Below are 24,989 nucleotides of genomic sequence, written 5' to 3' on the forward strand. Positions count from 1 at the left end.
GCGGCCATCATGGCTGGTCAGGCTTTCGACCGGCCGAGGATCAGATCGGCTGTGGCGGCCAGCCGGTCGGTGCGCTCGCCCGGCAGGGCGCCGGGGCCTGAGACGTATCCGGTGTACGCCTCGAAGTGTGCGGTGCCGCACAGGATGAGGGCGAGCGTGTACGGCTCGGCGCCGCGCGGGAGCTCGCCGGCCTTCTGGCACTCGGCCAGATAGCGGGCCATCTGGTCGAGAGCCAGGTGGGGGCCGGTGCCGTGCTGGCGGTTGGTCTCCTGGTAGGCGGCGAACAGCTCCTGGTCGGCGGCGGCCCCGGCCACCAGCGGCAGCGACGCCGTGTAGAAGGCGATCCCGCGCTCCAGCAGATCGACGAGCACGGTGCGCATCGGCCGTTGCCCGGGCGGGGTGGCGGCCTGCTGCCAGGCCCGCAGCTCCGGCAGTTCCTGCGACAGCAGCGCGATCAGCAGGCCGATCTTGCCGCCGAAGTTCTTGGTGATGCTGCCTTCGGCGGCGTCCGCGGCCTGAGCGATCTCGCGCGTGGTGAGCCTGGCCAGGCCGCGTTCGCGCAGCAGCCGGGCGGCGGCGTCGAGGATGCGCCGGCGTGCGGGTGGAGCCATCGGTGATCTCCCCGGATTGACAAGTGAGGTGAGCGCGCACCACAGTACCAAGCGAAAAATGAGGTGCGTGCGCACCTCACTACCGCTGGAGGACTTGTGAGCGCTGCCCCCATCGCGGGCCGTCCCGCGCAGCCGCCGCCGCGTGTGCTCGGGTACTCGCTGATCCTGGGCCTGGTCTTCGCCGCGGCCTGGCTCGGCTTCACCGCGGTCAGGGCCCGAGACGGGCGCATGCCGATCACCGACTGGCTGGATCCGATGCTCGCCGGCTCAACCCTGCTGGTCACGCTCGGGGCCATGGCGGCCCTGATCGCGCTGTGGCCGCAGGTGCCCGCGACCCGGCTGCGCACCGTCGCCGTCGTCCTGCTGATCACTGCCGAGTGGGTCTACCTGGCCGGGGAGATCCTGTCCAACACCCTCACCGTCGGTGAGCCGCCGTCTGACGTCGGCAGCCTGCTGGAGATCTCCGCCGGAGCCGTCGCCGGGGTGGCCCTGATCGCGGCCGCCGTCGCGCTGTCGGGACCGGCCTGGCGCCAGAACCGTCCGGCGACCGCGGCCGTCACCCTCGCCGCCGTGCTCCTCGCCTTAGGCATGACCTGGTGGTTCACCCACCCGATCGACCAAAGCGCCCCGGGGACGCCGGCCTGCGTCCCCGGAAACGCCCTCTACAACGCCTTCCATCGGGCGAGTTGCTGATCACCCGATGAGTGCGGGCTTATTCCGGCAACTCCTTCGAGGAGGCGGCATGACGACGACCACCACGTGATCACTCGGAGTCTCTGAAGACATGGGGGAGCCCCTGAGGCTGGATGCTCACCTTCAAACGACCTGATGAGCCGGATCGCGGGTCGCCGCAAGGGGAAATGCGAGCGCTGTCGTCCTCGTCCGCCGATGAGCGATGACGATGAGTTCTCCCACAGCAATGACTCCTTTGAGCCAGATCCTGAGCATTGCGCAACTCTTAGTCAGCAAACGGGGCTAAAGGCGAACCAGGCTGCACCGCACTCGTCATGTGCTGAGACTCCTTCGTCTTCACTCGCCGAGTGATCTTGACAGATGCGGCGGTGGCGCGCCTGCTCGACTGGATTGCCTCCCCTGCGGTCCGGGCAGTGCACTGAAAAGAAATATGAATTTCCCGAAAGCCGCATTTAAGATCGCCATTGGAGTGGTAGCACGCTGCACTTGCATAAACGTCATGCATCAGGCGTGAAACGACACCGGCCCCGTACCTCACGTCGTGAGAGTCGTCAAGACCTTGTGTCGATTCCGAGAATCAACGAAGGTGTTGACCGATTCAACGTGACTATGCAAAGCCATGGACGGGATTCCTGGCGAGGTCGCCCGTCCGTGGCGCACCTTCGATGCAGCCGGGAGTCTAGTCGTGTGCCCGCACGAAAGGTATTACACGTGGCATTGAGCGGTGTCATAGCCGTGGCCATGATGTTCGCCGGTACCACGTCCTCCGACGCCTCGCCGAGGCTACCCCGTCGCGGAGACCGGTGACCGCGAAGCTGCGCGAGATCGACGGCTCTGGCCCGAGAGCCGAGCTGGCTACCGGGCCGAGAGAGGACGAGACGTCCCTCCGCCTCGTAGGCCACCCCGCCGGCCTTTCCGGCTCCTCGCCCTTGCGGATCCTGAATCCGGCTCAATACTGCAACAGCAACGAGGCCTATTTCTTCGCCATGTCCGACCTTCCGATCAAGCGGGAGATGGTCACGGTACGCGCGCACGCGACAGGTCCTAAAACCGAGGCCGCCTACGCCTGGGGAATCACCAACTCCACCCAAGTGGAGGCTGCAGCCAACATCGGTGCGGGCGGTGGTCTTGCCAAGGCCGGATTCACCTATGTCCAGAATAACTCCACAGGAATTGATTTCAAAATCGGCCATTACCGGCCAGTGCACTTCCAAGCCCAGTTCGAATTCCGTACCTGGGACCTATGGTGTGAGGACTACATCACTCTGAAGCAGCGGCTTTCCAGGAAGTTCGAGTGGCGACTCTACCGCTTCACCGGGGGCAACGACATCATTCCACGCGGCGGCAACCAGGGCGTTTGTCATGACCCTGATTATGTCGTTCCCATATCATCACGGTGTGGGTCGCCCGGGAGAGCACCTGGACCCGGTACGGCGGTGTCGACTTCGGTAGGGTGAAACTCGACTCCAGGACGACGAACGGAGCGAGCTGGAAGCTCACCGTAACTCCCGTCAAACCGGCCGAGATCTGCGGGCTGGAAGACGTTCCTGTGGATGCGTCCTATGTCATGGAGAAGTACTAAGTGCAGATGATCGTTCGCCGGCCCGGGCCGCGCTCCACTGCGCGGCCCGGCGGCCTGCTCGCGTGCCTGCTGCTGTACTTCGCGCTTCCGGCCTGCTCCACCGAGCCCGGCATCGGCGCGGCGACCGCCTCGGCGTCTCATGACGACGGCCGGGTGGACGCTTCCAGACGGGTCGGGTCAGGGCCGCTCAAATCCGTGCACCCCACCGGTTACGCACTCCGCTTCGACCGCGGCGCCGTCTTCACCGACGGCTGGGTGCTGCTCTACAACTTCGGCGACGCCCCGATCACGCTCACCCGCGTCACCGCCGTCCTGCAGGGGGACGGGTTGCAGCAGGTCGGCGCCCGCGTCGCGGGGTACGGTCGCAGGTACGCCATGCGCCAGGCCGTGAACGGCTTCCCGCCGAGCCTGACCGAACTCGGCCCGCTCGCGCAGGCCGAAGGATACGTCCTGCCCGCCGAGCAGGGACGGCCGCGCAAGAAGGGCCATCAGGTTCTCATCGGTCTGCGGGTGATCCAGTCCACCGGACGGTCCGCGCGCACGCAGGTGGAGGTCGCGTACACCTACAAGGGACGCGCCTACCTCGACCGGTGGACGAACACGATCGCGGTGTGCAGCCCGAAACGCGGGCCCGACTGTCCGCAGGAGTACGGCGAATAGGACCGAACTCCTGCGCGCAGTCTCAAGCGGCCAGAGGTTGGACGGGTTGAGCGGGCGGCAACGGTATCCGCGACCGTTCGTCAGGTCCTTGGACTCCGCGCCTGCCGACAACGCCTCCGGCCAGACCGTGGCCTTGCCGGGGGCACCGGACGGCAGAAGTGCCTTTACTGCCGGCGGAGCAGGAAGGCTTCGACTCGGCACCCCAGCGGGCATCACCACGGGGGGTCGACTTCCTGTGCTCGCCAGCCGCCGCTCTGCCGGCCGGTGATTTCATCGAGACCCTCATCGTGAACGGGCAGCGTCAGCACATCCTGGCCGTCATCGAGCAGACCGAGCAGGCGCATGCGCAGTGCTCCGCCGGAAAGGTCGCGTGGTGTCTGTTTGTCCCAGACGTGACCCAACTCTTGATTATTTGATCAAGGAGTGGGTGAACCGCAGATCGGGGTGGTAGGGGCGCCCGAGGCTCGCACCCGGAGCCTGCGGATTAAAGACATCCCTTGGCCATTCTTCGGGAAGGGGGCTATGCGGTCCCCAGCGGACCTGTGATGCGCTTAGAACGAGCGAATCCCGAGAGATGGGCCCCCAAGAACAGCTCGTACATCCTTGCTGCGGGGATTCCCCTCGATCCTTGGTCGCAGCATTACCGTGTCGTGCATGGAGTCGCATCCTGCCATCCAGGGTGTCGGCTATGCTGCACCGTAGCGCACGGAGGCGCGCTTGCGATGAGTGGACTCGCCCGGAACGAGTCCCAGAGTCATCCACAGGGTGTGATGCCCGGCCTCCACGCGAAACGGTGTCGAATCAGTTCGGCTTCAGTCACGGAAGAATCGCAGTCCGGGATGCGAACTTCCATATGGAGACTGTAAATGCCGTACGTGAGAGACAAGAGTAATTACGCGGAATGCGCTCGCCTTCTTCGCGGCCCAGTTAGCTTGGAGCGAGCCGCGAGAGTCAACGGTCGTCGGATCATCGACACTTCGGGCCCCGGCCAGCAAGAGTTTCAGGCACTACTCCTATGGGCCCTTTTGAGCCCCAATAGATCGATTCGATGGGATTCGCGAATCGGCAGGTCCTTCAGAGAGGTCTTCTTTTATTTCAGTTGGGCGTCCCCTCAGCCAACTCGCATGGCGATCGGTTGGACCGTTGCGGCACGGATAGCCGCATACCTTCTTCCAGATCCCTGGACTCCGATTCACGGAAACGAGCGCACGCAGCATTCGACTTACCCACATCCCTACGGGCGGCATCATCGACCTGGCGGAGCAGAATCGTCAGACAGCGAGATTCATGGAAGAACATCTGCTGAGCGAGGTGAGTCGTTCTCACAGGCCGGCATCCGACGATGTCACCTGGACGGCGTCCCGACTGACCGAAGTCGAAGGGGCTGCCCTGCGTGACTGGTCTCTTCCTCACCACGCATCGCTCCTATCCGCCATTATGGCTCGCATAAGTCTCCGTTGGAGACATTGGGATAATGGTGCAGAGCTGGACGTTGATCCAATATCCCTTCGTCCCCGACTCTCATGGCGGGCAGGACCAAGCTCGGTGACTTTTGTAGAACTCCTCAGGGACTCTCCCATCCGCGTTGCCGGTCTTCATGCTTCACGAATCGACACAAATATGCGCATAATTTGGCTCGGAGATTCGGCTCTAGAGCTTCGCGGACCAAGTCGAGACTCCAAGGACCCTTACGAGGATTGAAGGATTCCGAGAACCGGATATCTCGGGTTTGTAAGGCTCGGGTGAGAGGGGCGCCCCGCCGCCATCCAGCGCGACAGCGATCGCTGCGGTGGCTCGGCGGGCGGGCGCTGGATCGCTCGATGACGTAAACGGTTGTCGGAAATGATCGATTCTCAATGGAAGATCTTCCCCTTGCGCCGTTGTGCGCCGAGCGCTTCGTGGATCCGGTCGGCGACAGTGCTGCCATGGTCGGTCTGCCACTCCAGCCGGGTGCAGCCATGGCTTGCAGCGTTTCCATAAGCTGGCGGGCCATGCTCTGTCGGCGTGCCGCAGGGCGGACGACGCGCTCCTTGAGGGAGATCGAATGACGACCCGCGGTCGGCATCACGTAATGAAGACTCCGCCGCGCACGCGCATCAGCCGGGCGACCATGCAGCGCCACCCGCACACCCTGCCGGTTGAGCGCCTCCACATCTTGCGTGAGCCATACACCTCGAAGTTGTCGTGCCACAGCCGCGAGATCTCGGCCTTCAGTTGCTCATCGCGCCGTTGCCGGGCTGATGGTGGCCGGTTCTCGCCGGCATGGAAGGTCGACGGCGCCACCTGCAGGACCTGGCAGATCGGCTGGATGCCGAAGCGGTCGTGATGGGCATCGATGAAGGTAGCACCGACCGCGTCGGGATGATCAACGTCTCGTCCGCCTGGCCAAGTCCGCCCGGGTCTTTGACGTCCCGGTCGTGCTGTCAACCATGGCCTGCATCAACGTGACAGTGGCGGCAGGTGGCTGCGGCACGGCCGCTGTACTCAGGAATGCTCATTGCGGCTGACCGACTTCTGGCCGGATAGGGCGCCCCTCGAATGGGGTCGGGGGTCCGATGAGGCTGAAGGCGGCTGCTCGTCCAGGATGAGATGGTGGCCGTTTCCAGGGTGAAGGCCGCCGATCGTACCTGTGCCATAGGTGTTGCGTACGACATCGCTTCATTTCGTGTCGGGTGGAACAGGTTGCCGCGTATGCGACGGCGTTGAGGGTCATCTGGGGTTCGCCTGGACCTGCAGGCAAGTAAAGGGGTCGCGGTCTGCTCATACGTCAGCCCCGGCATGCGTATGGCGCCCCTCGCGGGAAGGACCATGCCAGTCCAGGCACAACACTGTGGCGTCGTCCTGGAGCTGGCCTTGGCCGGCGTCGGTGACCGTCGCGGTCAACGTTCGCACGACCTCCCGGGGATGCTGGACGATGGTGTCGCGGATGATGGCAGGCAAATCGAGCTTCGCAGCCTGGCGTTCGCGCATGCCGTCCGTGTAGAGCACGAGGCGGTCGCCGGGGCGCAGATCGAATTCCTGCACCCGGTAGTCGACGGAGAACGGGAAGCCGAAAGGCGGATCGACGTGCAGGGTCAGTTCCTCCACCTGGCCGTCGCGCAGCCGCAGCGGCCACGGGTGGCCGGCGTTGACCAGTTGCGCGCGGTTGCCGTGCAGGGAGATGCGCAGCAGCTGGCCGGTGGCCAGGGCGCCCTTGCTGTGCTCCACAAGGGCCTGATGGGTTCGCTGTGCCTGTTCGGTCAGGTCGCAGCCGGTGCGGCGGGCGCCGCGGGAGGCATTGACCAGCAAGGTGGCCAGCAGGGCGGAGTCGAGGTCGTGGCCCATCGCATCGGTGACGGACAGGTGCAGGGTGTCGTGGTCGAGGGTGTAGTCGTAGGTGTCACCGCCAATGCTGTCGGCCGGTACCAGGGCCGCGGCCAGGACGAACTGGGCGGCCTCGCAGCAAGAGGATGACGGCAGGAGCTGATGCTGGATCTCGGCGGCCAGGCTCACCGGCGTGGTGCGCTGGGCCCAGTGGTAGAGATCGGTGAAGCGGCGGTCGGTCACGACGATGTACGCCAGCGCATGCGCGGCCTGGGCCACTCGTTCCAGCATCTCCTCATTGACCTTGGGCAGGGTCAGCTCCAGCAGGCCGATGGCATCGCCCCGGTTGGTAACGGGGGCGATCACCCGCTGCCCTTGTCCGTCGTTCGGGGCCTGGGTCAGCTGCTGGGTACGCAACACCTGTTCGTAGACGCTGCCGGCCAGGGGAATCTGCTCGGCGTTCCGGTCCTGCAGACTGGCGCTGTGGTCGGCCATCCGTACCACCTGCTGGCTGACGAGGTCGAGGAACAGGAAGGACACCGCGGTCGCGTCGAACCGTTCCCGCAGGTTGGCGGCGACCACGTCGATGGACTCTCCCGGCGCGGCGTCCTCCGCCGCCCTCAGGATCTCCTCGAGCCCGAACCGGTCCTGTGCCATGGCAGCCTCCTCGATCTGTGATCTCTTTCCCTCCGGCATCAAGGGCATCACCAGTGATGGAAGGATCTTGATGATGAGGCGTGCCACGGCAATGGAAAGCCGATCGACCGCGATGTGGGTATGGCAGGTGTTCTGATCTCAGCGACGACCACTCCATCGCGCCCGAGACCGCGATGCGGTTCTCTCAGGCGGAAGCGGTGCCGGCGCGACCACGCGGCTCGGCCGCGGCGTCCTTCTCCCGGCGCAGATCGAGCCGCCGTTCATCGGCCGGCCGTATCTGCTGGTGGCGCCGCGATCGGCAGACGGCGCATCGACGAGAGGCGAGGGACGGGCGAGAACGGCGAGCATGCGCCTGGCATCCATCGAAGCCCTCTCTTTCTCCGCGCGCCAAGGGCGTTAGTCCTGGGAGGGTGCTCCGCCTGGCCTGAGCTTGGGTAGCCCCAACTCGTCCGCGAGGCGCTGCGCATGCCGTTCGGTGATGCCATAGGCGTCGGCCCATTCCCGCGTCGTCAGACGCGCCGCGCGTGCCGTCGTGATGAGCGGTGCGAGGGTTTGGCGGTGCTGTTCCAGGTCGGCGCGGTAACGGTCCTCTACTGCCTGCCTGTCGGCGCGTGCCTGGCGGAAGCGCTCGATGATCTTCGTTCGTTCGTCGTCGCTCATGGGTTCATGCTATCCGACCAGGCATGTCATGACATGCCAGTCGGCTATGGCCGACATGGGTTGACATGACATCTTATGTCGTAAAGGACGTTCTCGCCGAGCAACAGCACCCGAGATCGTCACTGGCGGAGGATGGAGGACCACCGAGGTCCGGGGCAGCCCCGTGGACCACGTTCCTGGTGCCCATGCTCTCACCGGTCAACCAGGCCGGATCATCAGAGAGGCATTGCTCACCAGCAGTTCGGACAAGCTGCCACAAAGGGCATGGGGTCCCGCTCTGAACTGTGGCCAGGCGCCTCCGGCAGACCAGGGGCGGCGGCCGGCCGCTCATCATGGTCCAAGCCGATGGGCCGCCATGAGCCTTTCCTCTCGCCACCAGGAGGCGGATGATGGCCACCACGGCGCGTTTCACGACGCTCTGCCGGCCGGCGAGGGCGCGTCCTGATCGGATGCGACGAGGTGATCGTAATGACGCAACCGGAGCGAGACGAGCGGCTGGCACGGGCGTTCCTGGACCTGGCCGACACCCTGACCGGCGGCTTCCATCTGATCGACTTCCTGCACGTGCTGACCGATCACGTGGTCGATCTGCTGGACGTGGACGCGGCCGGCGTGGTCATGGTCGACGTCCACGGGCGGCTGGTGGACGTCACCGCCTCCACCGGCAGCGTGCACCAGCTGGAGGAGGTGCAACTGGAGTACGACGAGGGCCCGTGCCAGGACTGCTGCCGCGAACGCCAGATCCTGGGCCCGGTGGATCTGACCGAGAACGCGGCTCGCTACCGCTGGCCGCGTTTCACCGCGGCGGCCCGCGATGCCGGTTTCGTCACCGTGGCCGCGGTTCCACTGCGCCTGCGTGAGGAGGTCATCGGATCGTTGAACCTCTTCCACACCCGCCCCGATGGTCTGGATCCCGCCGACGTGCGCTTGGCACAAGCCCTCGCCGACGCCGCGACCATCGGCATCTTGCATGAGCGCCTCGCACACGACCAGGCCGAACAGGTCGGGCAGTTGCAGACGGCGCTCAACAGCCGAATCGTGATCGAACAGGCCAAGGGCTACCTCGCCGCCCGCCTGAACATCTCGCCCCACGACGCCTTCACCCGGATCCGCGCCCACGCCCGCGCCCATCAGCAGCCACTGACCCTCCTGAGCGAGCAGGTCATTCAGGGCGGCGCAGCCGCCGACCTGTTCGCCACCCCCACCGATCCTCGCCTCGAGGACTGATCCCCGCGCCTCCGCGGCCGCGCGGCCGGCGCCACGACGCTCCACCCCATCCGAGTTAGGGAGGCCCGTAGTGTCCGAACCCGCAGATCTTGCCGCGCTGTTGGCCGCGGCCTCCCGAAGCACCGAAGGGCTGGCGGCCCTGGCGCCGGCCAAGTGCGCGGCGGCACTGGCCCTGGACGGCCTGACCATCTCCCTGAGCAACCACTCCGGCCTCGAACTGGTCTGGTCCGACCCCGCCGATGCCACCGGCACCACCGTGGAGGACCTGCAATACACGTTGGGTGAAGGCCCCAGCCTCGACGCCGCCCGCACCGGCCAGAGCGTGGTCCTGCCCGACCTGCACACCACCCCGGACGAGCGCTGGCCCGTCTTCCTGCCCGCCGTCCGCGACCATCCCGTCCGTGCGATCTTCGCCCTGCCCCTGCACCTCGGCGTCATCCGGCTCGGCGCGCTCACCGGCCGCCGCAGCAGTCCTGGCCCCCTCACCCGCGCCCAGATGACCGATGCGCTCGCCCTCGCCGAAGCCGCCACCCTCATCCTCCTCACCCCCGACGGCGTCCGCGACATCGGCAGCGACAACCCCCTCCCGCTGCACCGCGCCCTGATCCACCAGGCGGCCGGCGCCCTCAGCTACCGGCTCGACGTTCCCGTCGACGAAGCCCTGGCCCGCCTGCGCGCCTACGCCTACACCAACGACCGCCCCATCCTGGACGTGGCTCACGACGTCATCCACCACCACCTCCACCTGGACAACGCAACACGTTGAAACGATCCATTCAGGAAGGCGGGCTGAACCCCGCGTCACGGAGCATGAGGGCCAAGGGCGGCCTGCCGGCCCGAGACGGGGCTGTACGGAGGGTCCACGCGAGCCGTCCCGCCTGGCCTTTTGGTCGCCTTCTCAGGAGCCCTCCGGTGGAGGCGAGGCCAGGGTGAAATGGAAGAGGTAGTGATAGGGGGTGCCGTCCGGCATGCGCATGTCGGTCGGGCTCTGTTCCCGCCCAGAACGCAGCACTCGCCAGCCGCCACCTTCATAGAGTCCGGCCAGATCGGCGATCCGCTGGGTGGGAAGGTCCGTGCGGCCGAGTTCGCGGACGCGTTCGGGGAGCGCGTCGGGCTCGATCGTCCCGGCATCGGCGCCGAGGCGAGGCTCGATATCGAAGACGAGCCCCCGTCGGCCGGTCAGAACGGACAGGGCGTGCAAGGCGGCGGAGGTGCTCGACGGAGACAGCACGTGCAGCACTCCCCGCATGTGGACGTTGGCCTCCCCCAGTCGTCCTCGGAGGTGCCGGGCCGCCGCTACATCCGTGAGGTCCAGTGGGTGGAACTCGACATTGCCTGGCAGTTGCCGCCGCCGGGCTTCGGCGATGGCGCCGGTCGAGACGTCCAGCCCGACGACGCGGGGGAAGTGGGCGGCGAGGTGAGAGGTGAGAGCGCCGGTGCCGCAGCCCATGTCGATCAGCGGCAGGTCTTGGGGGAAGTGCTGGAGGAGAGTGGGCAGGTACGGGGCCATGGCTTCCGTGTGATCCCACTCCCAGGGTGGGACGGACAACTGGCCGTCAACCACTCGGGCCCAGTATTTCTCCCATCGGCGCCCATCGTGTTGCCGTCGCTGCGCCTCGTTCATTGACAGTCCTCTCTGCAAGCTGTTACACACAGTAGTTGCCAAACTACTCAGAGTAACTTACCTTGGAGGCTATCACCCCATGAGAAAGAAAGGAGAACGCCATGGGTTATCCAGCGGCTTGGGACCACAGCGACACGCTCGACAAGCCCCAGCAGCAGCTGACCGAGCAAGAGCAGCAGCTGCTGGCCGAGGCGGGCATCGCCGAACGCCGGTAGTCCGATCCGTCCCCGCAGCAGCGGTTCGTGATCGACACGTCTGAGCAGGCGAGGCGTGCCTGACACACCTCGCCTGCCCAGACCTCTTCATCTCTGCCAGGAGGAGACGGGACGTGAGCAAGCATCTGCACGCCGACGGCTGGGGCGAGCGCATCATGCCGGCGCGCCTTGCCGAACAGCGGTGCCGGCAGGAGCTGCGGGAGCTGAGGCTGCGGCCGGATCTGCGGGAGGTGGGCGCGCATCACGAGCTGAGCATGTGGAGCTGCCACCTGCGTGACGCCGACGGGCACATGCCGGCCAGGGCCCGCGGATGCGGTAAGGGCTCAACCGAGACCGCCCGTACCGGTGCCATCTTCGAGGCGCTGGAGCACTATCTGACCGGTCCGGAGCGATTCGACGCCGCAGAGGTACAACTGCACCCCGGAGCCGCTCTGGCGGAGGGACCACTGGCCGCCGACGCATGCGCGCCACTGCTGGCCGTCACTCCCGAGGTGGCCTGTCACATGTACACACCGCTGCCGGGCGGCCCGGCCGATACCGCACCGCTGCCCGTACCCGTGATCCTCACGACCAGCTGGTACCTGGACGCGCCCGATTGCCGGGAACTGGCCGGCGACCGGACCGACTACCGTCAGCTGGTCCGCTACGGCTGCAACAGCGGATCGGCGATCGGCTTGACCGCCTCCGAGGCGCTGGTCCACGCGCTGAACGAGAGCATCGAACGCGACGCGATCTCCCTGCTGCTGGCGCGGGCGTTCGTCAGCCCCCATCCCTTCCACCTGCAAGTGATCGACCCCGCCACTCTGCCCGCCGACCTGGCCGCCGCCCACCGGACCGCCCAGGAAGTCACCGGCGGGCACGTGCACCTGCTGGACGCCACCACCGACCTGGGCGTGCCCACCTTCGTGGCCTACCGCACCAACGCCGGCCAAGGCAAGCAGCGCCTGGGCGCGGGCACCTCACTGTCGGCGCATCACGCCGCCTGGCGGGCGCTGGCCGAGGTGGTGCAGCTCACGATCGGTGAAAGCATCCACGTCCCCGCCCCCGCCGACCTCACACCCCTGGAACGCTACCCGCAGCTCCACGCCTGCGCCCGATTCGATCTGATCGATCACCTGGCACACGCGCACAGCGTCGCCTTCTCCGCCGGCCCCGAGCCTCCAGGACACCCCGACGCCCAGCTCCGCCGTCTGGTGTCTCTGCTGTCGGCGGCCGGATACCACCCGTATCACCGCATCGCCGCGGTGACGCCCAGCGGCATCACCGCCGTCCACACGTTCGTGCCGGGGCTCGAGCGGTTCATGCTCATCCTCAGCGAGGTGCTGACGCTCCCCGGACCGCGCGCCCGCGCCGCCGCCGCCCGCCCGGTCGCACTACGAGGATGACCAGCATCGATCGGCCGGACGCGCCGTCGCGCATCGCTGCCCACTCACCTCGCCTGCGCCGCGCCCGCTGCCTGGTCTGTTACTGGGACGCCGGCCACGCCCTGATCGCGCACCCCTACCCGTACGGCCGTCCGACCCCGCTGCCGCCGCCCTCCGCCGCAGTCCTGGCCGCCTTCGACGACTGGACCACCGCCGCCGAGGCGCTGCCCGACCTCAGCCCTCTCACCGATGCGGTCGGGCACCTCCATGCCCGCGGCCTGCTCCTGGCCGAAGGCACCCCTGAGGCCGCGCGCGACGCCGAGTTGGCCGCCCACTGGGACGGCTGGGCCCCGCAGGCTCCGTTCCTGCACTACACCTCCCAGGACGGCGTGCCGCCCACCGGCCTCATCCCGCCCGCGTCCGGGCCGTTCACCACCTACCCGTACGCCCGGCGGCTGCGGCTGCCCGACCAGCCGACCGACCTGACCGCCCCCTTCGGCGACGTGCTCTACCAGCGGCGTACCCACTATGCCTTCGCCGCCGCCCCTGTGCCGCTGGCCACTTTGAGCCGCCTGCTCACGGCGGTCTTCGCCCCCACCGAACACCTCGGCAGCACCCCGCAAGGCGCCCTGTTCCGCCGCACCAGCCCGTGTGCTGGGGCCCGTCAGGAGCTGGAGGCGTACCTGGCCATTCGCGACGTCGCCGCCGTCCCTCCCGGCTGGTACCACTACAACGTGGCCGAGCATAGCCTCGAGCTCCTCACAGAGGGCTGCACCGGCGCGCAGATCATCGAGGCTTGCGACGATCAGGCCTGGACCGGTGAGGCCGCCTTCCTGGTCGTCCTGTCCGCCGTCGTCGCCCGCCAGCTCACCCATCACCCTGGTCCGCGCTCCTACCGAGTCTGTCTGCTGGACGCCGGGCACCTCGGCCAGACCTTCACCCTGACCGCCACAGCTCTGGGTCTGGCGTCCTTCCAGCTCGCGGCCTTCCGCGACAGCACGCTGGCCACTCGCCTCGGCCTCGACAACATCACCCAGACCCCACTTCACCTCCTCGGTGCTGGCCTCCCGGCCGACGCGGCCGTGCTCACGCCGGCCGAAAGCGAGCATCAGGAGCCGGGTACCACATGACCGACACCGAGCGGGCGTGTGTACGGGCCAGTGAGCACAACCAGGGCTTGCACAGGATGAGGCGGACTTCAGCGGGCGAAGCAGGCATCGTCCGGTCTTAGAGGGCATCTGATCTAGATCTTGAGCTGGATGTCCGTTCTAGGCATATGTGATGCGCCAGGTTTGGGTTGATTCCCCAGTCAATGTCCGGCTCATTATGTTAGCCATCGCCCAATAGATCATGGAGCGGGACCGCTGCGGGAGGGTCTCGTAGTCGCGCACCAGCCGCCGATGCTGCATGAGCCGGCCCAGCGTTCGCTCGACCACCCACCGGCGCGGCAGGACCTGAAACCCGCTGCCGGCACCACGCTTGACCACCTGGACGGCGATCCCACGCTTGACGCCATGCCGGATCACCGTGTTGTTGCAGCCGCCATCGACCCAGGTGGCCGCAACGGTGGGGTGCTCGGTGGCGATGGCGTCCAAGAGCTTCTGACCTCCGGCTGAGTCCTGCACGGATGCCGCCGTCACCAGTACCGCCAGCAGCAGGCCCAGGGTGTCCGTGGCGATGTGCCGCTTCCGGCCCTTGATCTTCTTGCCGGCATCGATGCCCTGGCTGAGCTCCCCGACGTTGCCCGAGGTCTTCACACTCTGCGCATCGATGATCGCCGCAGTGGGTACGACAGCACGCCCCCTGCTCTCCCGGACCTGCTCGCGCAGCAGGTCATGCAGACGTTGGGTCGTTCCGTCGGCCTCCCATTCGGCGATGCGCGCTACTGTACCCGGACCTCGCCGGGCCGCCCGCCAGGCCGTCAGGGTCGGTTCGATCAACGCCCATCGGGCGTCGGACAAGTCGCTACGGTACGGACGCCGGGAAGCCATGCGAAGATCAACGATCTGCCCGCCGCTCCGATACGGACAGATCATTACGTAAGAAGATCAGATGCCCTCTTAGGAGATCTTCGCGCAAGTGACCTGGATGTCCACCACGAGCGGCCGGTCTCCTGGGTTCTGCGCGGCCAGGAGGTAGTGACCGTCGACCACTCCTTGTGCGGCGATTTGTAGGTTGTAGTCCCACCACGGGCCGGCGAATACCTGGTAAGAGCCGGCGAGCGCGGCCTTGCCGGCCGGGCAGTTCACCTCGATGTGCCGGCGCTGTTTCGCCGCCAACTCCATGCGGCCGGTGACCTTCTCGACTTCGCTGATTCCCGGTTCACCCTCCGGCCCCGCCGGTCCGGCCGGTCCTGTGTCTCCCTTCGGGCCTTCCGGCCCCGCTGGTCCTGTGTCTCCCTTCGGACCTGGCGAGCCCGCAGGTCCAGCAAGTCCTGCAGGTCCGGGGGCCCCAGCGGGACCGCTGGGGCCGGCATCACCTTTCGGCCCCTGCTGGTTCCACCAAACCAGCGTCTCACCGGGCTGGCACTCGGTCGGGATCCTGTCCGGGAGCGTGGAGGTGGGCGTGGGGGTCGGTGCGGGGGCAAATGCGGTGTTGATCCGATTCGCCGTCGGGCTGGTGGTCGTCCTGGTCAGAACCCGTATGCCGCCGTCCGCGTTGACGCACGCCTCGATCACTTCGGTGTCGGTCGCCGCCGACGCCAGCGCCAGCCCTGAACTACCCACGACCAACCCCACTACAGCTCGGGCCAGCAGCATCCGCTTGTTGCCGTTCATGTCTCCTCTTCCTTGATGCGCTATCGGAGACATCATGTTCAGCCCGCGATGGTGATCCAGTTGTGGCTGACTGGCATCGAAGGCCCTTATCGCGTACATGAGCGAACACGGCGAAGCGGCGACCAGGAGAAGCCTCCGCCAGGACGGTGTAGGACTCCGGCATACCTCCGTACGAGACGTCCAGGCGGCGAGATCGCGCGGCAGCTGCATGTCACCTCGCTGCCACTGCCACCCCTCAACCAGGCATGATCGCTTAGCGTAAGAATTGACTACGCTGAGCGGCGTTCGACTTGGGGGATCGTGCCCTTCTCCCCGCGGCCCCGAGCCTCATCGCTGACGGCTGCGGGGCTCTCCACCGGTCCCGTCTCGGGCTGGCTCCCGGGACCGCTGATCGTCGCGGCCCCCGTGGGCGCGGCACTCGGCGACATCAGGCGGAATTCGGGCCGAATTCGTGGTAGATGTCGGCGAGGAAGGTCGACAGGTGGGTGAACTCGGTCTGGTCGTGGATGATCATCTCGTAGGCGAAGGCCAGGGCCGCGTCGTGTGCGCTGTTGCCTGGCGAGCTCGCGGTGGCTATTGATTTGTCGAAGTAGTAGCGGCTGCGCAGTTCGAACCCGTCCTCGGTGGCGCGGGGGAGATGGATCATCCAGCTCTTGTCGTTGATGATGCCGCAGGCTTGGGAGTACTCGGGCTCTTCGATGCGGCTGCTGTCGATCCCGAGGTCGCCGGCGTCGTGGAACTCGATGACCAGTTCGGCGCGGGTCGGGCCGACGTACTCGACGATGTCGTGGGTGTTGCCGATGTAGCGTTCGGCGTCGGTGAGTCCGGGCTGGGTGAGTACATCCCGGTTGCGGGGGTTGGCGTGGTCGTGGTTGAAGGGATACCACAAGGAGTACCGCTCGGGTTCGACCGAATGCCACCAGAACCACCAGGTGAACATCTCGACCCTGCAGCCGGGGTAGCGGACCAGGCTGGTCACGTACGCGTCGTTGTCCTTGGTGGCGCCGAAGCCCGTCTCGACCCGGTGGTACCCGGGGTCCAGAAGCGTGTTGAGGTGGACTTAGGCAGAATGTCGGCTTCGTCCATCGGCTTCTTCAGCTGCGGCAGCACCTCGTCGTGCAGCCACAGGTCCCCGTTGAAGTACTTGGCGTAGGGCTTGCCCTTGATCCGCTCGGCGTTGGACCGGAACAGGTCCTGGGTGGGAATCGGGTAGTAGGTGACGGGCATCATGCCGTTTCAGTCCTTTCCTGCGGTTCGATCCGGTGGCGCGGGCGTGCCCTGGCCACGGCGGCGCTGTAGCCGTTCGCGGAGTCGCCTGACGCAGGCTTCGCCGAAGAGAATTCCGAGCAGTCCGCACAGCGCCTGCCAAGGTGGAGCCGGGGTCGCCACGCCCATGAGCCAGTACACGAGCCCAGCGATGATCCCGGCGCCGAGGGAGATGAAGTAGGCCGCGACTGTGCGGGTCATCCGAACAACCCGGGCAGTCCGTAGCCGATCAGCATCCCGGCCAGCCCCACCAAGGCCACCGTCGGCGGAGCCGGCGAAGGGACTTTGATCAGTCCGTACACGCCCCCCACGATCACCCCGGCCCCCAGCGACTGGAGGTAGGGCAGCATCGCTCACCTCCGCACGTCAGACGCCTCATTTCCGAAGCCCCGTCTATGCGCATGTCCTTTCCGGCCGCGGTCCCGCGCTAAGCCATGACCAGCTCAGATCTGGGCCAAGAGGATGCGTCCGGAGCGAGCTTCGGGGGTTGACCGGCATGCGAACGAAATCGCGCTAGCGGGCCCGGCGAGGATCTTCTCGGCGGCCCTTGGTCGGCCGGACCGCGATGGGCGCGGCCTCATCGGTGAGTTCGCGCCTCCGATCGACCCTGAACAGAGGCTAGCGACGGACCGGATACCGCAAGTGCAAGGCACGCCGGCCCTGGATGACGACCGGGTCGTCGAGCAGGAGGTGCCCGCCCTCGATCTTGGAGAAGTACGGGATACCCTCGCCGAACAGCACCGGTACGAGGCTGACGCACACCTCGTCCACCAGGCCGAGCGCGAGTGCCTGCTGCGTCACGTTCGCGCTGGCGATCGTGACGTTCCGGTCACCGGCGATCTGCTTGGCCCGATTGATCGCCGCCTCGACTCCGTCGACGAACGTCGTCGTCGGCCACTTCTCGGCGGCATCCTCCGGTGGGCGGTGCGTGACCACGACCACGGGCGCGCCGGCCGGGTGCTTGTCGTTCCAGCCATCGGCGATGTCGAACAGGCGGCGACCGGCGATGAGCGCGCCGGTGTTCTCGGTCAGGTCCCGCCATGCCCGCGCACCCGCATCATCGACTTTGACCGAGATGTCCTCGTTGGGGTTCGGCACGCTCACGTCTCCGGCCTCGTACCAGTCGAACAGCTCGCCGACCTGGTCATCCGGTTGCGCGATGTATCCGTCCAACGACATCGTCATGTGGCTGAAGATCTTGCCCATAAGGGTTCTCCTGTGGCTATCGCTCGGCCCGGTGGCTCCCGGCCCGTCTCACATGGGCCTGTCAAAATGATCAGCACACCCCATCTTTCCCTGCCCGGAGGTCGGGACAACGGGCTAATTTAAGGCCGGCGAGTCTGATCTCCCGCTCACAGCAGCACCACAGCGCAGGCCAGAGAGAGGTTGAAGGTTACGCAATACAGCTGGTAGGTGGCCTTGTCGGCGGCAGTGGTGCGCCGCAGCAGGCTGCGCACGGCACACGTCCAGCACACTGCGGCGAGGATGGCGGTGGCGACGGCGACGGCCGGTGCCGGGGCGCCGGTGGACGCGAATAGCATCGTATGGATGAGGACGGGCAAGACGGTCATCGAGACGGCGAATCCGAGCCGTACCGGCCAGTGCCCGATCAGCAGGGGCAGGGTCGTGCGGCCGATGCGGCGGTCGCCTTCGACGTCTCGGACGTCCTCGTAGCGCAGCGGCACGTTGAAGGTCAAGGTCAGCACCCAGATCCAGGTCCAGCCGGTGGCGTCGATCGGACCGGTGCTCTGCCAGGCGGTGGCGAGCAGCGCGAGGGTGCCGGCCAGCATCGACAGCGGTTTGACGTACAGGTAGTGGCGGGGCTTGGACAGCAGATTCTGGCCGAGCACCGCCGCCTGCCACAGCGAGACCCAGATCAAGGTGCCGCTCAGCCAGCCCAGCAGGGTGTAGGCGGCCATGCCCAACCAGAATCGGCGCATCAGCCCGGCCGGGGTGGTCATGCCTGACGGGATGGGCCGGTAGGGCTTGTTGGCCTGATCTTCATCTGCGCCGGTGGCCTGGTTACTGGTGTCGAACACGTATTGGTACAAGAAGAACAGCGCGCAGCCGACCGCCAGATGCCGGGCGAGCGACCAGCCGGTGATGTCGTGGTAGGCGCAGGCGGCGGCGACGAAGGTCAGGCCCGGGATCGTGGCGGCCAGGGCGTTGTCGGCCATGAGCAGGCGTGTCAGCTTGATCTCGAACCGGACCCGCTCTGCCGGCGAGCGCCGGGCCGGGCGGACGGTGTCCGTCGCGGTCATGCCTTGTCCCTTCGCAGGCTGGCGTCCGATGCCAGAACCAATTATCACTATATGCATCTGGACGATCGTGAAGAGTTATTCGATCCGAGTGGCGAGAACCTCCCCACCGTCCCAACGGCCAGACGTTCGAAGTCTTCGAGCGATTTCGTGCGGTGTATCTGAATCCCATCGAGGCGGCGGACCTGGTCTCCAGCCCTGACAGCGACAACGTCACGGAGAGGGACGCGCTCACTCTCGATTCGCAGCCGGCCGCGCCTCGCGCGTTTCGTCCACCCCGCCCTGTCCCTCACGCTTGATGCGCGAGGGACAGGGCTGACTTCGGCTGATTCCGGGAACTACCGGCGACGGCGAGGCGGCAGATAGGTCTCCAGCGCGCAGCTGATCATCTCGCCAGTCGCAGGGTGGCCGCGACCCGGATCGCCATTGGCGCGATCAGATCCGCGGAGGCCGCCAGTTCCACCATGTGGCGGTCCGGGCTCGCCGAGGTCATGCCGGAACCTGGGCGGCCGGCAGGGTACGGGCGCGAGGGCCGGGCACGATGAGCTGTCCGTTGGTGATGAGGGTCGGCGAGGTCAGCGGTGGACTTCGCGGGGTCGCAGAAGATCTTCACGAGGTGTAGCTGCCGTCGTCGAGTCGGCGCACCCATGGCCGCGACGTCCTCGCGCACGGCCTTCGGCAAGGCCGTCGTCGACGAAGACCGTGACCATTGCTTGGACGGGTCTACGGGCAAGCGGGGGGTGTCCCGTCGGGTGACCCCTCCGTCGGGCTATTCCGTTGGCTGTCGTTGGGCTCTGGCTTTACGGTCCGGCCGAGGCGGCCGACAGCGGGCAGCGCAAAACAGCGCAATTTGCCGTGGTGTCAGCCCGGCGATATGCCGGACGCGTGCCGAAGAGCATCTGACGAGCATGAACTCGGCCGTCTCCGCCTCTCAAAGGGTCGCCGAGAATCGAGAAAGCCCAGGTCCGGCGGGGTATAGGATGGTAGGGTGCCCGGGGCTCGAACCCGGAACCTATGGATTAAAGTCGCAGTTCTCAATGCCGCCCAATATCGAATCGTGTCCTCTTGCGCCACGATGGCATGCGTTGCCCACCCCTCAAACGTCCAAGAATGCCACCCAGTGTTATGCCGTATCAGGCGCCGATGAGCATCCAACGAGCAACCGTGTAACCGTTGGCATCCCTTGACCATACGCACTTCTCTGCTGGCCGGGCGGTGCGGCTACGTGAATCTCGGTGGTGCGGACCGCTGGTCACCAGGGATGGAATCCCCGGTTACTCGGCTGTTAGGCCAGCGTCGTTGAGTCGCTTGATGAGGCTGGGCTTGCCCTGGTGGCGTTCCCGGAGGTGGGCGAGGCGCTGGGTGAAGGCGCCGGTGTGCTCGTCGCGGATGGCCAAGGCGCTCAGGTCGCGCAGGACTTCGACGGCCAGGTCGTATTCTCGGGGCTTCTTGGTGCCGATGGAGGCCTCCACCACGTCCCACGCGGCGTCGAGATCCTGAGCGAGCCGGTTCAGGCGCAGTTCCCTGGCCTGCCGTCGCTCCTGTTCCCGGCGCGCCTGTTCGTCGGCGTGCCGGGCCGCCTCCTGCTGCTCGCGTACGTGGCGGCGGGTGGCGGCGGCGTCCAGCAGTTCGGCGACCGTCCGCCCCGTCTCCACCTCCTGGCCGGTGCTTACGCCGCCGAACTCGCGCAGCATCTCCCGCCGAACCTTCACGCCGTCTTCCTCGATCACCCGCAGCAGCAGCGCGTCCTTACGCTTGGCGGGCAGCGCGCCGATCCAGGCGGCAAGGGCCTGTTGATCGTGTTGTACGGGTTGCGCCGGCGGGCTGGCTTCGGCGGCGGCTGCGAAGAGGTCGTCGTCCAGGCGCAAGAAGTCGGCCAGAGCCCGTTGCGGCGCGCTGAGCGAACCCAGCCCGGGCGGAACGGGCGGCTCCAGCACATCCTCCTCCTCGTAGTCGAAGGCATCCTCGTCCCGCTCCCACGCCCCGTACGCCGACAGCCAGGCCAGATAAAGCGGCCGGAGGTCACCGGCGGCCAGTTCGGCACGGATGCCCACGATCGCCGACAGCGACCGCTCGACGTCGTCCTCCCAGGACTCCTCCTCCGCCTCGCTGGTGAAGTCGAGGACGAGGTGTCCGCCGCTGGTCCAGGCACTGACCTGCTCGCCCACGCAGTAGCGTTCGGCCTGCTTGAGGTCGAGCACGGTCTTGGGCAGGCGCAGCATGATCCGGTGCGTCCCCCAGTTGGCCAGATGCAGGTGGGCGTCGTAGTAACGCTCCACCAAGCGGGACGGGTCCCCGCGGAAGTCACCCCAGTGGTACTCGTTGGTGAAGCTGGTGGCGGTGATGTGCGCCCGGGTGGACAGGGCCCGCACCTCGGCCTGCTGCTGGTCGGTGAGCGGCCGGTCCAGGGCCAGGAACTCGTAGTACTGGTATTCGCTCATGCCCTCACCCGGCCCAGCGGCGAAACGCGTTGATCCATTCGGCTCCGTCCGGTGGCGGGACGGGGAGCGGCAGGTCGAGGATGCCGATCGCCTGCTCGTGCCCGCTATGGCGGCAGATCGCCACGATGCCACTCCCGACCAGGAAGTCGATCGCGGTGACGGTGACCCGCAGGCCGAGCACGGTCGTCTCGAACGGCATCGCCAGGTTGTCGCCGATCATCACATGGAAGCCGGAGAGCTGCTCGTCATCGTTGTAGGCGTCCACGATCGCCTGCTCGATCAGTTCATCTAGATGATCGTCAGGGGGGCGGCGAGTCACAGAAGCACACGATACTCCCGCGAGGAACCCTGGCGATCACGCTTGGGTAGAGGGAATGCTGGACCGTCAGGGCTGTGCGGGGGTGATGTCGGTGTGCGGGAAGTCGTCGCCTTTGAAGGCAGGGGCTGGTCGAGGTCTTTGGCGAGAGCGTAGGCGAAGCAGTCGCCCATGTTGAGTTTGGCCTTGGAGTTGTTGCCCTTGCCATAGATCTGGTACGCCCGGCGTGCGATCCTGGCTTGAAGGGGTGTTACCGGCTCGATGATGAGGCCCATCTCATCAACGAGCGTGTCGAAGGCGTTGCGCATGGCCTCACCACGGTTGTCCGCCACGATGACCGCTTCGACGTAGGTGACGGCCGAGATGCGACACGTCTGCGGCGATGGTGTGAGCGAATGGAATGGCCTCTGGCGCACCGTTGATGACGGCAACGATGGCGCTGGAGTCGATGATCAGGCGGGAAGACCGGTGTCCGGGTCGTACAGATCTTCCACGGACAGTCGATCTCGACCGAGGTGGGTCCGCATGCCGGCGGCAACGCTCAGAATGCGTTCGGCCCTGCCGGCGGCTTCGGAGCGGCGTTCCAGCGCATCCAGGCGGCGTTCGAGCACTTGAGCGGCGTGCTGGGTTTCCTCGGCCAGCCGGATGACCCGCGTCGTTCTGCGGTTAGTCAGGGATTCCCCCTGGCGTGGTGCCGGCGGCGGCATGCCAGGCTTTCCAGATCTCGGGGCGGAGTCTGCCGCGGTCGGCGACCGGCAATCCTTGTTCACGAGCCCATGCGCGCACTTGCGATGAGGTCGGCTGCTGGTCGCTTGGCTGCGCCACCTCTGCTGACGTCTTCGGCGGGGAAGGGAGCGGGGGAATGTCGGTGGCCGGTGGGTGCTCATCTGAGCCGGATGTTGCGGTGGTGAAGCCGAGGCGGGTGAGGGTGCGGCGCCGCTTGCCGTACATACGTTCCAACTGTGGGACTTGTGCGTCAAGGTAGTCATGTACCTCGACGTCGTGCTTGGTGGCGGCTTTCGCATGATCCGGCCGACATGCTGGATCACCTTGCCTTTGAACGAGATCGGCATCGCTAGAAACAGGGCGTCCAGTCGGGGTAGGTCGAATCCCTCGCCTGCGACCTTGTCGATGGCCAGGAGCACCAGGGGTCCTGCTTCGGTATCGGTCAGGCGGGTGCGGACGTGGTCGCGTTCGGCTGCGCTGAACTGCCCGTGCAGGAGCGTGGCGGCCACGCCCCGGTCTGCCAGGGCGGCGGTCATGCATTGAAGGTGTTCCATCCGATTGGTCAAGATCAGGCTGTTCCTGCCCCGGCTCGCCGCGTCCGCGATGTCGGCGGCGATCTGGGCGGTCCGGACCTCGTCTGCAGCCAGTTCGCCGTAGATCGCTTGGAAGGAGGCGCCGTCGTTTCCGATTTCCTCGGTGTTGAAGTCGGTCGGGTGGACGATGAGTCGCTGGGCGAACGACACCTCGGCGGTGATCTCGTGCCGGATCGGTCCGCACTGCATCGTGATGAGCGCGTCCATCTGATCAGCCCGGTACGGCGTCGCCGATAGCCCGATCCAACGTTTCACGGCCACTTGACGGATGGCGGCCTCGGCGGCCGGAGCGCCCACCGCATGGCATTCGTCGACGATGACCATGCCGTACTCGTTCAGCAGCGACGGGTCGGCGTCGCGGTGGGCAACGGACTGCAGCATGATGACATCGACGACTCCGTGCCGCTTGTCCTTGCCCTTGCCCTTGGCGCCCACCTGCGCGTCGTCAAGATCGAGGAACGTCGTCAGTCGTTCTTTCCACTGGTCGAGCAGTTCGGCGCGGTTCACGATGATCGCCGTCGGTGCTTGGTGCCGGGCGATCAGTGCACAGGCCATCACAGTCTTGCCCGCGCCAGGCGGCGCCATCAGGACTCCCGTGAGGTGCTTGGCCATCGCGGTGACCGCCTCGTCCTGTACGTTCGTCAGCTCACCGGTGAAACGCACCGCGATCGGGTCGTGGTCCGGCACCGCGGTGGTGATCTCCATGGCGCCGCCCGCTGCCGCGATCAGATGTTCCGCTTGCTCCGCCAGCCCTCGTGGGAGTCGTAGCCAGTCGGGGTCGCTGTCGTCGAAGCAGCGTACGAAGCGCGGAGTGGCGAAAGTGGAGTACCGCATCGACTGCCACCGGTAGAACTCTGGGTTGTGAAAGGCGGCCAGGTGTTTGAGAGCGGCGATCAGTGGCGCGGGAAGGCCGTCGGTCGAGATCGCCAGCATAGCGCCCAGCCGCGCGCGCACCCGTTGGGGCGCGACACCCAGCGCGCCATTACGGGGCTTGGCGGGCAACCTGCCGGTCGTCGATGGCCCGGCGTCGATCTGGCCGAACCGCTTGACCAGCGCATCCACCTCGACCGGACGTAGCCGGCGCGCACTGGACAGGAACGCGAACTGATCCTCATATGGCTGCCAGGTGTGCGGGTCACAGAACAGCGTTGTGCCCTGCTCCCGGCTACCGCCATGCAACGGCAACGCGATCAAATTCCCGAACCGGAATCGAGCCGCCGCCTTGACCGGAAGCGAATCCTGCGCTGGAAACAGCCGGTCATAGCTGGCCAGCGACATAGTGCCTCGCCGGTCGATCGCCTCACGCAACAGTCCCATGCCGATGGCGCGCGCCGACGCAGCCAGGACGGGCTCGGTGAAGAACACCCACACGTGGGCACCGGCTCCGGACCGGGAAATCTCTGCCGCCGTAGGGATGCCGGCCCGCGTACAGGCTTCCGCGTAGGCGGCGGCGTCGCCCTGCCAGCCCACGCCATCGAAATCGCATGCCACCAACTGGCAGGTGTCGTCGGACAGCATCGGATACAGCCCGACATGGGAGTCGCGTCCGTCGGTGGTTCGGCTCAGGTGCGCGATGAGAACTTCATCCGTCAGCGGCAGGAACTCCCGCTCGGCGTCGTCCCTTTGACGCCAGAACTCCTTCTCCGCGGGGCTCCACCCGTGCCTGCCGGTCTTGCGGCTGGAGAAGCGAGTGGCATACACATCGCGGCGGCCGACGAACAACGCCTTGAACAAGGCGAGCTTTTCGGACGGAGGTGAAGCTGCGTCCGCGTACGGCAAGCCATTGTGCGATAGATTGCCGGGTGTAGCGGAGATTCGATCAGGTTCGATGGGGCCGCGCTCGATCGAGGCCGAGGCTTGCTGCCGGAGAAGCTGCCTGAGCCGGCCATTCTCCTCACGCAACTCAGCGATCTCGACCAACGCAGCGTCCAGTCGCATCCGTAGCTCAACCGGGTCGTTCCATTCAGCCCACAAGTCCACGGACCTATCCTGCGTGTTTACCGCCATGCATCCAAG

The 24,989-nt window shown here is 66.5% G+C and carries 25 protein-coding genes and 1 pseudogene; 7 read left to right on the forward strand and 19 right to left on the reverse strand.

Annotated features, from left to right (window positions below):
* Nucleotides 1–17: 17 nt before the first annotated feature.
* The gene (locus HII36_RS03475; protein ID WP_173521549.1) at nucleotides 18–611 is read right to left on the reverse strand and encodes a TetR/AcrR family transcriptional regulator; all 594 of its coding nucleotides are present in this window, start codon (nucleotides 609–611) and stop codon (nucleotides 18–20) included.
* Between the two features lie 96 nt (nucleotides 612–707).
* Here HII36_RS03475 and HII36_RS03480 point away from each other — a divergent pair, with 96 nt between their 5' ends.
* From HII36_RS03480 to HII36_RS03490, 3 genes are all read left to right on the forward strand, one after another.
* Nucleotides 708–1,304, forward strand: coding sequence for a hypothetical protein (locus tag HII36_RS03480; RefSeq protein ID WP_173521550.1), 597 nt, complete (start codon nucleotides 708–710; stop codon nucleotides 1,302–1,304).
* Nucleotides 1,305–2,107: 803 nt separating this feature from the next.
* Nucleotides 2,108–2,761, forward strand: coding sequence for a hypothetical protein (locus HII36_RS03485; protein WP_173521551.1), 654 nt, complete (start codon nucleotides 2,108–2,110; stop codon nucleotides 2,759–2,761).
* Nucleotides 2,762–2,886: 125 nt separating this feature from the next.
* Nucleotides 2,887–3,546, forward strand: coding sequence for a hypothetical protein (locus HII36_RS03490; RefSeq protein WP_173521552.1), 660 nt, complete (start codon nucleotides 2,887–2,889; stop codon nucleotides 3,544–3,546).
* Nucleotides 3,547–3,758: 212 nt separating this feature from the next.
* Here HII36_RS03490 and HII36_RS57735 read toward each other — a convergent pair whose 3' ends face one another.
* The 4 genes from HII36_RS57735 to HII36_RS03505 all read right to left on the reverse strand — a co-directional run bounded on the left by HII36_RS57735 (nucleotide 3,759) and on the right by HII36_RS03505 (nucleotide 8,166).
* Nucleotides 3,759–3,890: a hypothetical protein gene (locus HII36_RS57735; protein ID WP_268959437.1), complete on the reverse strand. Its 132-nt coding sequence runs from the start codon at nucleotides 3,888–3,890 to the stop codon at nucleotides 3,759–3,761.
* A 1,720-nt stretch (nucleotides 3,891–5,610) separates the two neighbouring features.
* Nucleotides 5,611–5,973 carry a hypothetical protein gene (locus HII36_RS03495; RefSeq protein ID WP_173521553.1) on the reverse strand — a complete coding sequence of 121 codons (363 nt, stop codon included), beginning with the start codon at nucleotides 5,971–5,973 and terminating at the stop codon, nucleotides 5,611–5,613.
* A 333-nt stretch (nucleotides 5,974–6,306) separates the two neighbouring features.
* Entirely contained in the window at nucleotides 6,307–7,593 is a 1,287-nt protein-coding gene (locus tag HII36_RS03500) for a PP2C family protein-serine/threonine phosphatase (RefSeq protein ID WP_328807572.1), read from the reverse strand.
* 309 nt (nucleotides 7,594–7,902) lie between these two features.
* A complete protein-coding gene (locus tag HII36_RS03505; RefSeq protein ID WP_173521555.1) occupies nucleotides 7,903–8,166 on the reverse strand; it encodes a hypothetical protein in 264 nt (87 codons plus the stop codon).
* 468 nt (nucleotides 8,167–8,634) lie between these two features.
* Between HII36_RS03505 and HII36_RS03510 the strand changes: the two genes are divergently transcribed.
* On the forward strand, nucleotides 8,635–9,393 hold the full coding sequence (locus HII36_RS03510) for a GAF and ANTAR domain-containing protein (RefSeq protein ID WP_173521556.1): 759 nt from the start codon (nucleotides 8,635–8,637) through the stop codon (nucleotides 9,391–9,393).
* A gap of 70 nt (nucleotides 9,394–9,463) precedes the next feature.
* On the forward strand, nucleotides 9,464–10,159 hold the full coding sequence (locus HII36_RS58530) for a GAF and ANTAR domain-containing protein (RefSeq protein WP_217369117.1): 696 nt from the start codon (nucleotides 9,464–9,466) through the stop codon (nucleotides 10,157–10,159).
* Nucleotides 10,160–10,291: 132 nt separating this feature from the next.
* Here HII36_RS58530 and HII36_RS03520 read toward each other — a convergent pair whose 3' ends face one another.
* A complete protein-coding gene (locus HII36_RS03520) occupies nucleotides 10,292–11,017 on the reverse strand; it encodes a class I SAM-dependent methyltransferase (protein ID WP_173521557.1) in 726 nt (241 codons plus the stop codon).
* A 328-nt stretch (nucleotides 11,018–11,345) separates the two neighbouring features.
* Here HII36_RS03520 and HII36_RS03525 point away from each other — a divergent pair, with 328 nt between their 5' ends.
* Together HII36_RS03525 and HII36_RS03530 are read left to right on the forward strand one after the other, a co-directional pair.
* Entirely contained in the window at nucleotides 11,346–12,617 is a 1,272-nt protein-coding gene (locus tag HII36_RS03525; protein ID WP_173521558.1) for a YcaO-like family protein, read from the forward strand.
* The gene (locus tag HII36_RS03530) at nucleotides 12,614–13,726 is read left to right on the forward strand and encodes a SagB/ThcOx family dehydrogenase (protein WP_173521559.1); all 1,113 of its coding nucleotides are present in this window, start codon (nucleotides 12,614–12,616) and stop codon (nucleotides 13,724–13,726) included. The genes HII36_RS03525 and HII36_RS03530 overlap by 4 nt, the downstream gene beginning before the upstream one ends.
* A gap of 138 nt (nucleotides 13,727–13,864) precedes the next feature.
* On the opposite strand, the gene HII36_RS03535 is transcribed toward HII36_RS03530, so the two are convergent.
* From HII36_RS03535 to HII36_RS03585, 13 genes and pseudogenes are all read right to left on the reverse strand, one after another.
* Nucleotides 13,865–14,587 (reverse strand): IS5 family transposase, encoded by a 723-nt coding sequence (locus HII36_RS03535; RefSeq protein ID WP_173521590.1) that lies wholly within the window; start codon nucleotides 14,585–14,587, stop codon nucleotides 13,865–13,867.
* A 69-nt stretch (nucleotides 14,588–14,656) separates the two neighbouring features.
* On the reverse strand, nucleotides 14,657–15,373 hold the full coding sequence (locus tag HII36_RS57740; protein ID WP_217369118.1) for a collagen-like protein: 717 nt from the start codon (nucleotides 15,371–15,373) through the stop codon (nucleotides 14,657–14,659).
* 427 nt (nucleotides 15,374–15,800) lie between these two features.
* Nucleotides 15,801–16,415 carry a DAPG hydrolase family protein gene (locus tag HII36_RS03545; protein ID WP_217369130.1) on the reverse strand — a complete coding sequence of 205 codons (615 nt, stop codon included), beginning with the start codon at nucleotides 16,413–16,415 and terminating at the stop codon, nucleotides 15,801–15,803.
* Nucleotides 16,349–16,603: a hypothetical protein gene (locus HII36_RS55510; protein WP_217369119.1), complete on the reverse strand. Its 255-nt coding sequence runs from the start codon at nucleotides 16,601–16,603 to the stop codon at nucleotides 16,349–16,351. The genes HII36_RS03545 and HII36_RS55510 overlap by 67 nt, the downstream gene beginning before the upstream one ends.
* A 6-nt stretch (nucleotides 16,604–16,609) precedes the next feature.
* Nucleotides 16,610–16,840, reverse strand: coding sequence for a DUF1427 family protein (locus HII36_RS59120; RefSeq protein WP_173521560.1), 231 nt, complete (start codon nucleotides 16,838–16,840; stop codon nucleotides 16,610–16,612).
* On the reverse strand, nucleotides 16,837–16,989 hold the full coding sequence (locus HII36_RS03555; RefSeq protein ID WP_173521561.1) for a DUF1427 family protein: 153 nt from the start codon (nucleotides 16,987–16,989) through the stop codon (nucleotides 16,837–16,839). Before HII36_RS03555 ends, HII36_RS59120 begins: the two co-directional genes overlap by 4 nt.
* A 268-nt stretch (nucleotides 16,990–17,257) precedes the next feature.
* A complete protein-coding gene (locus tag HII36_RS03560) occupies nucleotides 17,258–17,845 on the reverse strand; it encodes a dihydrofolate reductase family protein (protein WP_173521562.1) in 588 nt (195 codons plus the stop codon).
* A gap of 146 nt (nucleotides 17,846–17,991) precedes the next feature.
* Nucleotides 17,992–18,900, reverse strand: coding sequence for a UbiA family prenyltransferase (locus tag HII36_RS03565; RefSeq protein ID WP_173521563.1), 909 nt, complete (start codon nucleotides 18,898–18,900; stop codon nucleotides 17,992–17,994).
* A gap of 1,271 nt (nucleotides 18,901–20,171) precedes the next feature.
* Nucleotides 20,172–21,338, reverse strand: a complete 1,167-nt coding sequence (locus HII36_RS03570; protein ID WP_173521564.1) for a DEAD/DEAH box helicase — start codon at nucleotides 21,336–21,338, stop codon at nucleotides 20,172–20,174.
* Nucleotides 21,339–21,342: 4 nt separating this feature from the next.
* Nucleotides 21,343–21,657 carry a calcium-binding protein gene (locus HII36_RS03575; RefSeq protein ID WP_328807573.1) on the reverse strand — a complete coding sequence of 105 codons (315 nt, stop codon included), beginning with the start codon at nucleotides 21,655–21,657 and terminating at the stop codon, nucleotides 21,343–21,345.
* Entirely contained in the window at nucleotides 21,654–22,070 is a 417-nt protein-coding gene (locus HII36_RS03580) for a type II toxin-antitoxin system VapC family toxin (RefSeq protein ID WP_217369120.1), read from the reverse strand. The genes HII36_RS03575 and HII36_RS03580 overlap by 4 nt, the downstream gene beginning before the upstream one ends.
* 250 nt (nucleotides 22,071–22,320) lie before the next feature.
* Complete coding sequence (locus HII36_RS59125) at nucleotides 22,321–22,605, reverse strand: Lsr2 family DNA-binding protein (protein ID WP_407940734.1); 285 nt, start codon at nucleotides 22,603–22,605, stop codon at nucleotides 22,321–22,323.
* Between the two features lie 80 nt (nucleotides 22,606–22,685).
* Nucleotides 22,686–24,980 (reverse strand): annotated as a pseudogene (locus tag HII36_RS03585) (TOTE conflict system archaeo-eukaryotic primase domain-containing protein); the annotation flags it as partial.
* Nucleotides 24,981–24,989: the final 9 nt, after the last annotated feature.

It is taken from the genome of Nonomuraea antri, from assembly GCF_013283785.1.
In the GTDB taxonomy this organism is placed as follows: domain Bacteria; phylum Actinomycetota; class Actinomycetes; order Streptosporangiales; family Streptosporangiaceae; genus Nonomuraea; species Nonomuraea antri.

Excerpts from the sequence above, each read along its gene's own strand:
- HII36_RS03475 (WP_173521549.1), bottom strand. The coding sequence starts at position 611 with ATGGCTCCACCCGCACGCCGGCGCATCCTCGACGCCGCCGCCCGGCTG.
- HII36_RS57735 (WP_268959437.1), bottom strand. The coding sequence starts at position 3,890 with ATGCGCCTGCTCGGTCTGCTCGATGACGGCCAGGATGTGCTGACGCTG.
- HII36_RS03505 (WP_173521555.1), bottom strand. The coding sequence starts at position 8,166 with ATGAGCGACGACGAACGAACGAAGATCATCGAGCGCTTCCGCCAGGCA.
- HII36_RS03510 (WP_173521556.1), top strand. The coding sequence starts at position 8,635 with ATGACGCAACCGGAGCGAGACGAGCGGCTGGCACGGGCGTTCCTGGAC.
- HII36_RS03520 (WP_173521557.1), bottom strand. The coding sequence starts at position 11,017 with ATGAACGAGGCGCAGCGACGGCAACACGATGGGCGCCGATGGGAGAAA.
- HII36_RS03530 (WP_173521559.1), top strand. The coding sequence starts at position 12,614 with ATGACCAGCATCGATCGGCCGGACGCGCCGTCGCGCATCGCTGCCCAC.
- HII36_RS03535 (WP_173521590.1), bottom strand. The coding sequence starts at position 14,587 with ATGGCTTCCCGGCGTCCGTACCGTAGCGACTTGTCCGACGCCCGATGG.
- HII36_RS57740 (WP_217369118.1), bottom strand. The coding sequence starts at position 15,373 with ATGAACGGCAACAAGCGGATGCTGCTGGCCCGAGCTGTAGTGGGGTTG.
- HII36_RS55510 (WP_217369119.1), bottom strand. The coding sequence starts at position 16,603 with ATGATGCCCGTCACCTACTACCCGATTCCCACCCAGGACCTGTTCCGG.
- HII36_RS59120 (WP_173521560.1), bottom strand. The coding sequence starts at position 16,840 with ATGACCCGCACAGTCGCGGCCTACTTCATCTCCCTCGGCGCCGGGATC.
- HII36_RS03555 (WP_173521561.1), bottom strand. The coding sequence starts at position 16,989 with ATGCTGCCCTACCTCCAGTCGCTGGGGGCCGGGGTGATCGTGGGGGGC.
- HII36_RS03560 (WP_173521562.1), bottom strand. The coding sequence starts at position 17,845 with ATGGGCAAGATCTTCAGCCACATGACGATGTCGTTGGACGGATACATC.
- HII36_RS03565 (WP_173521563.1), bottom strand. The coding sequence starts at position 18,900 with ATGACCGCGACGGACACCGTCCGCCCGGCCCGGCGCTCGCCGGCAGAG.
- HII36_RS03570 (WP_173521564.1), bottom strand. The coding sequence starts at position 21,338 with ATGAGCGAATACCAGTACTACGAGTTCCTGGCCCTGGACCGGCCGCTC.
- HII36_RS59125 (WP_407940734.1), bottom strand. The coding sequence starts at position 22,605 with ATGTACGGCAAGCGGCGCCGCACCCTCACCCGCCTCGGCTTCACCACC.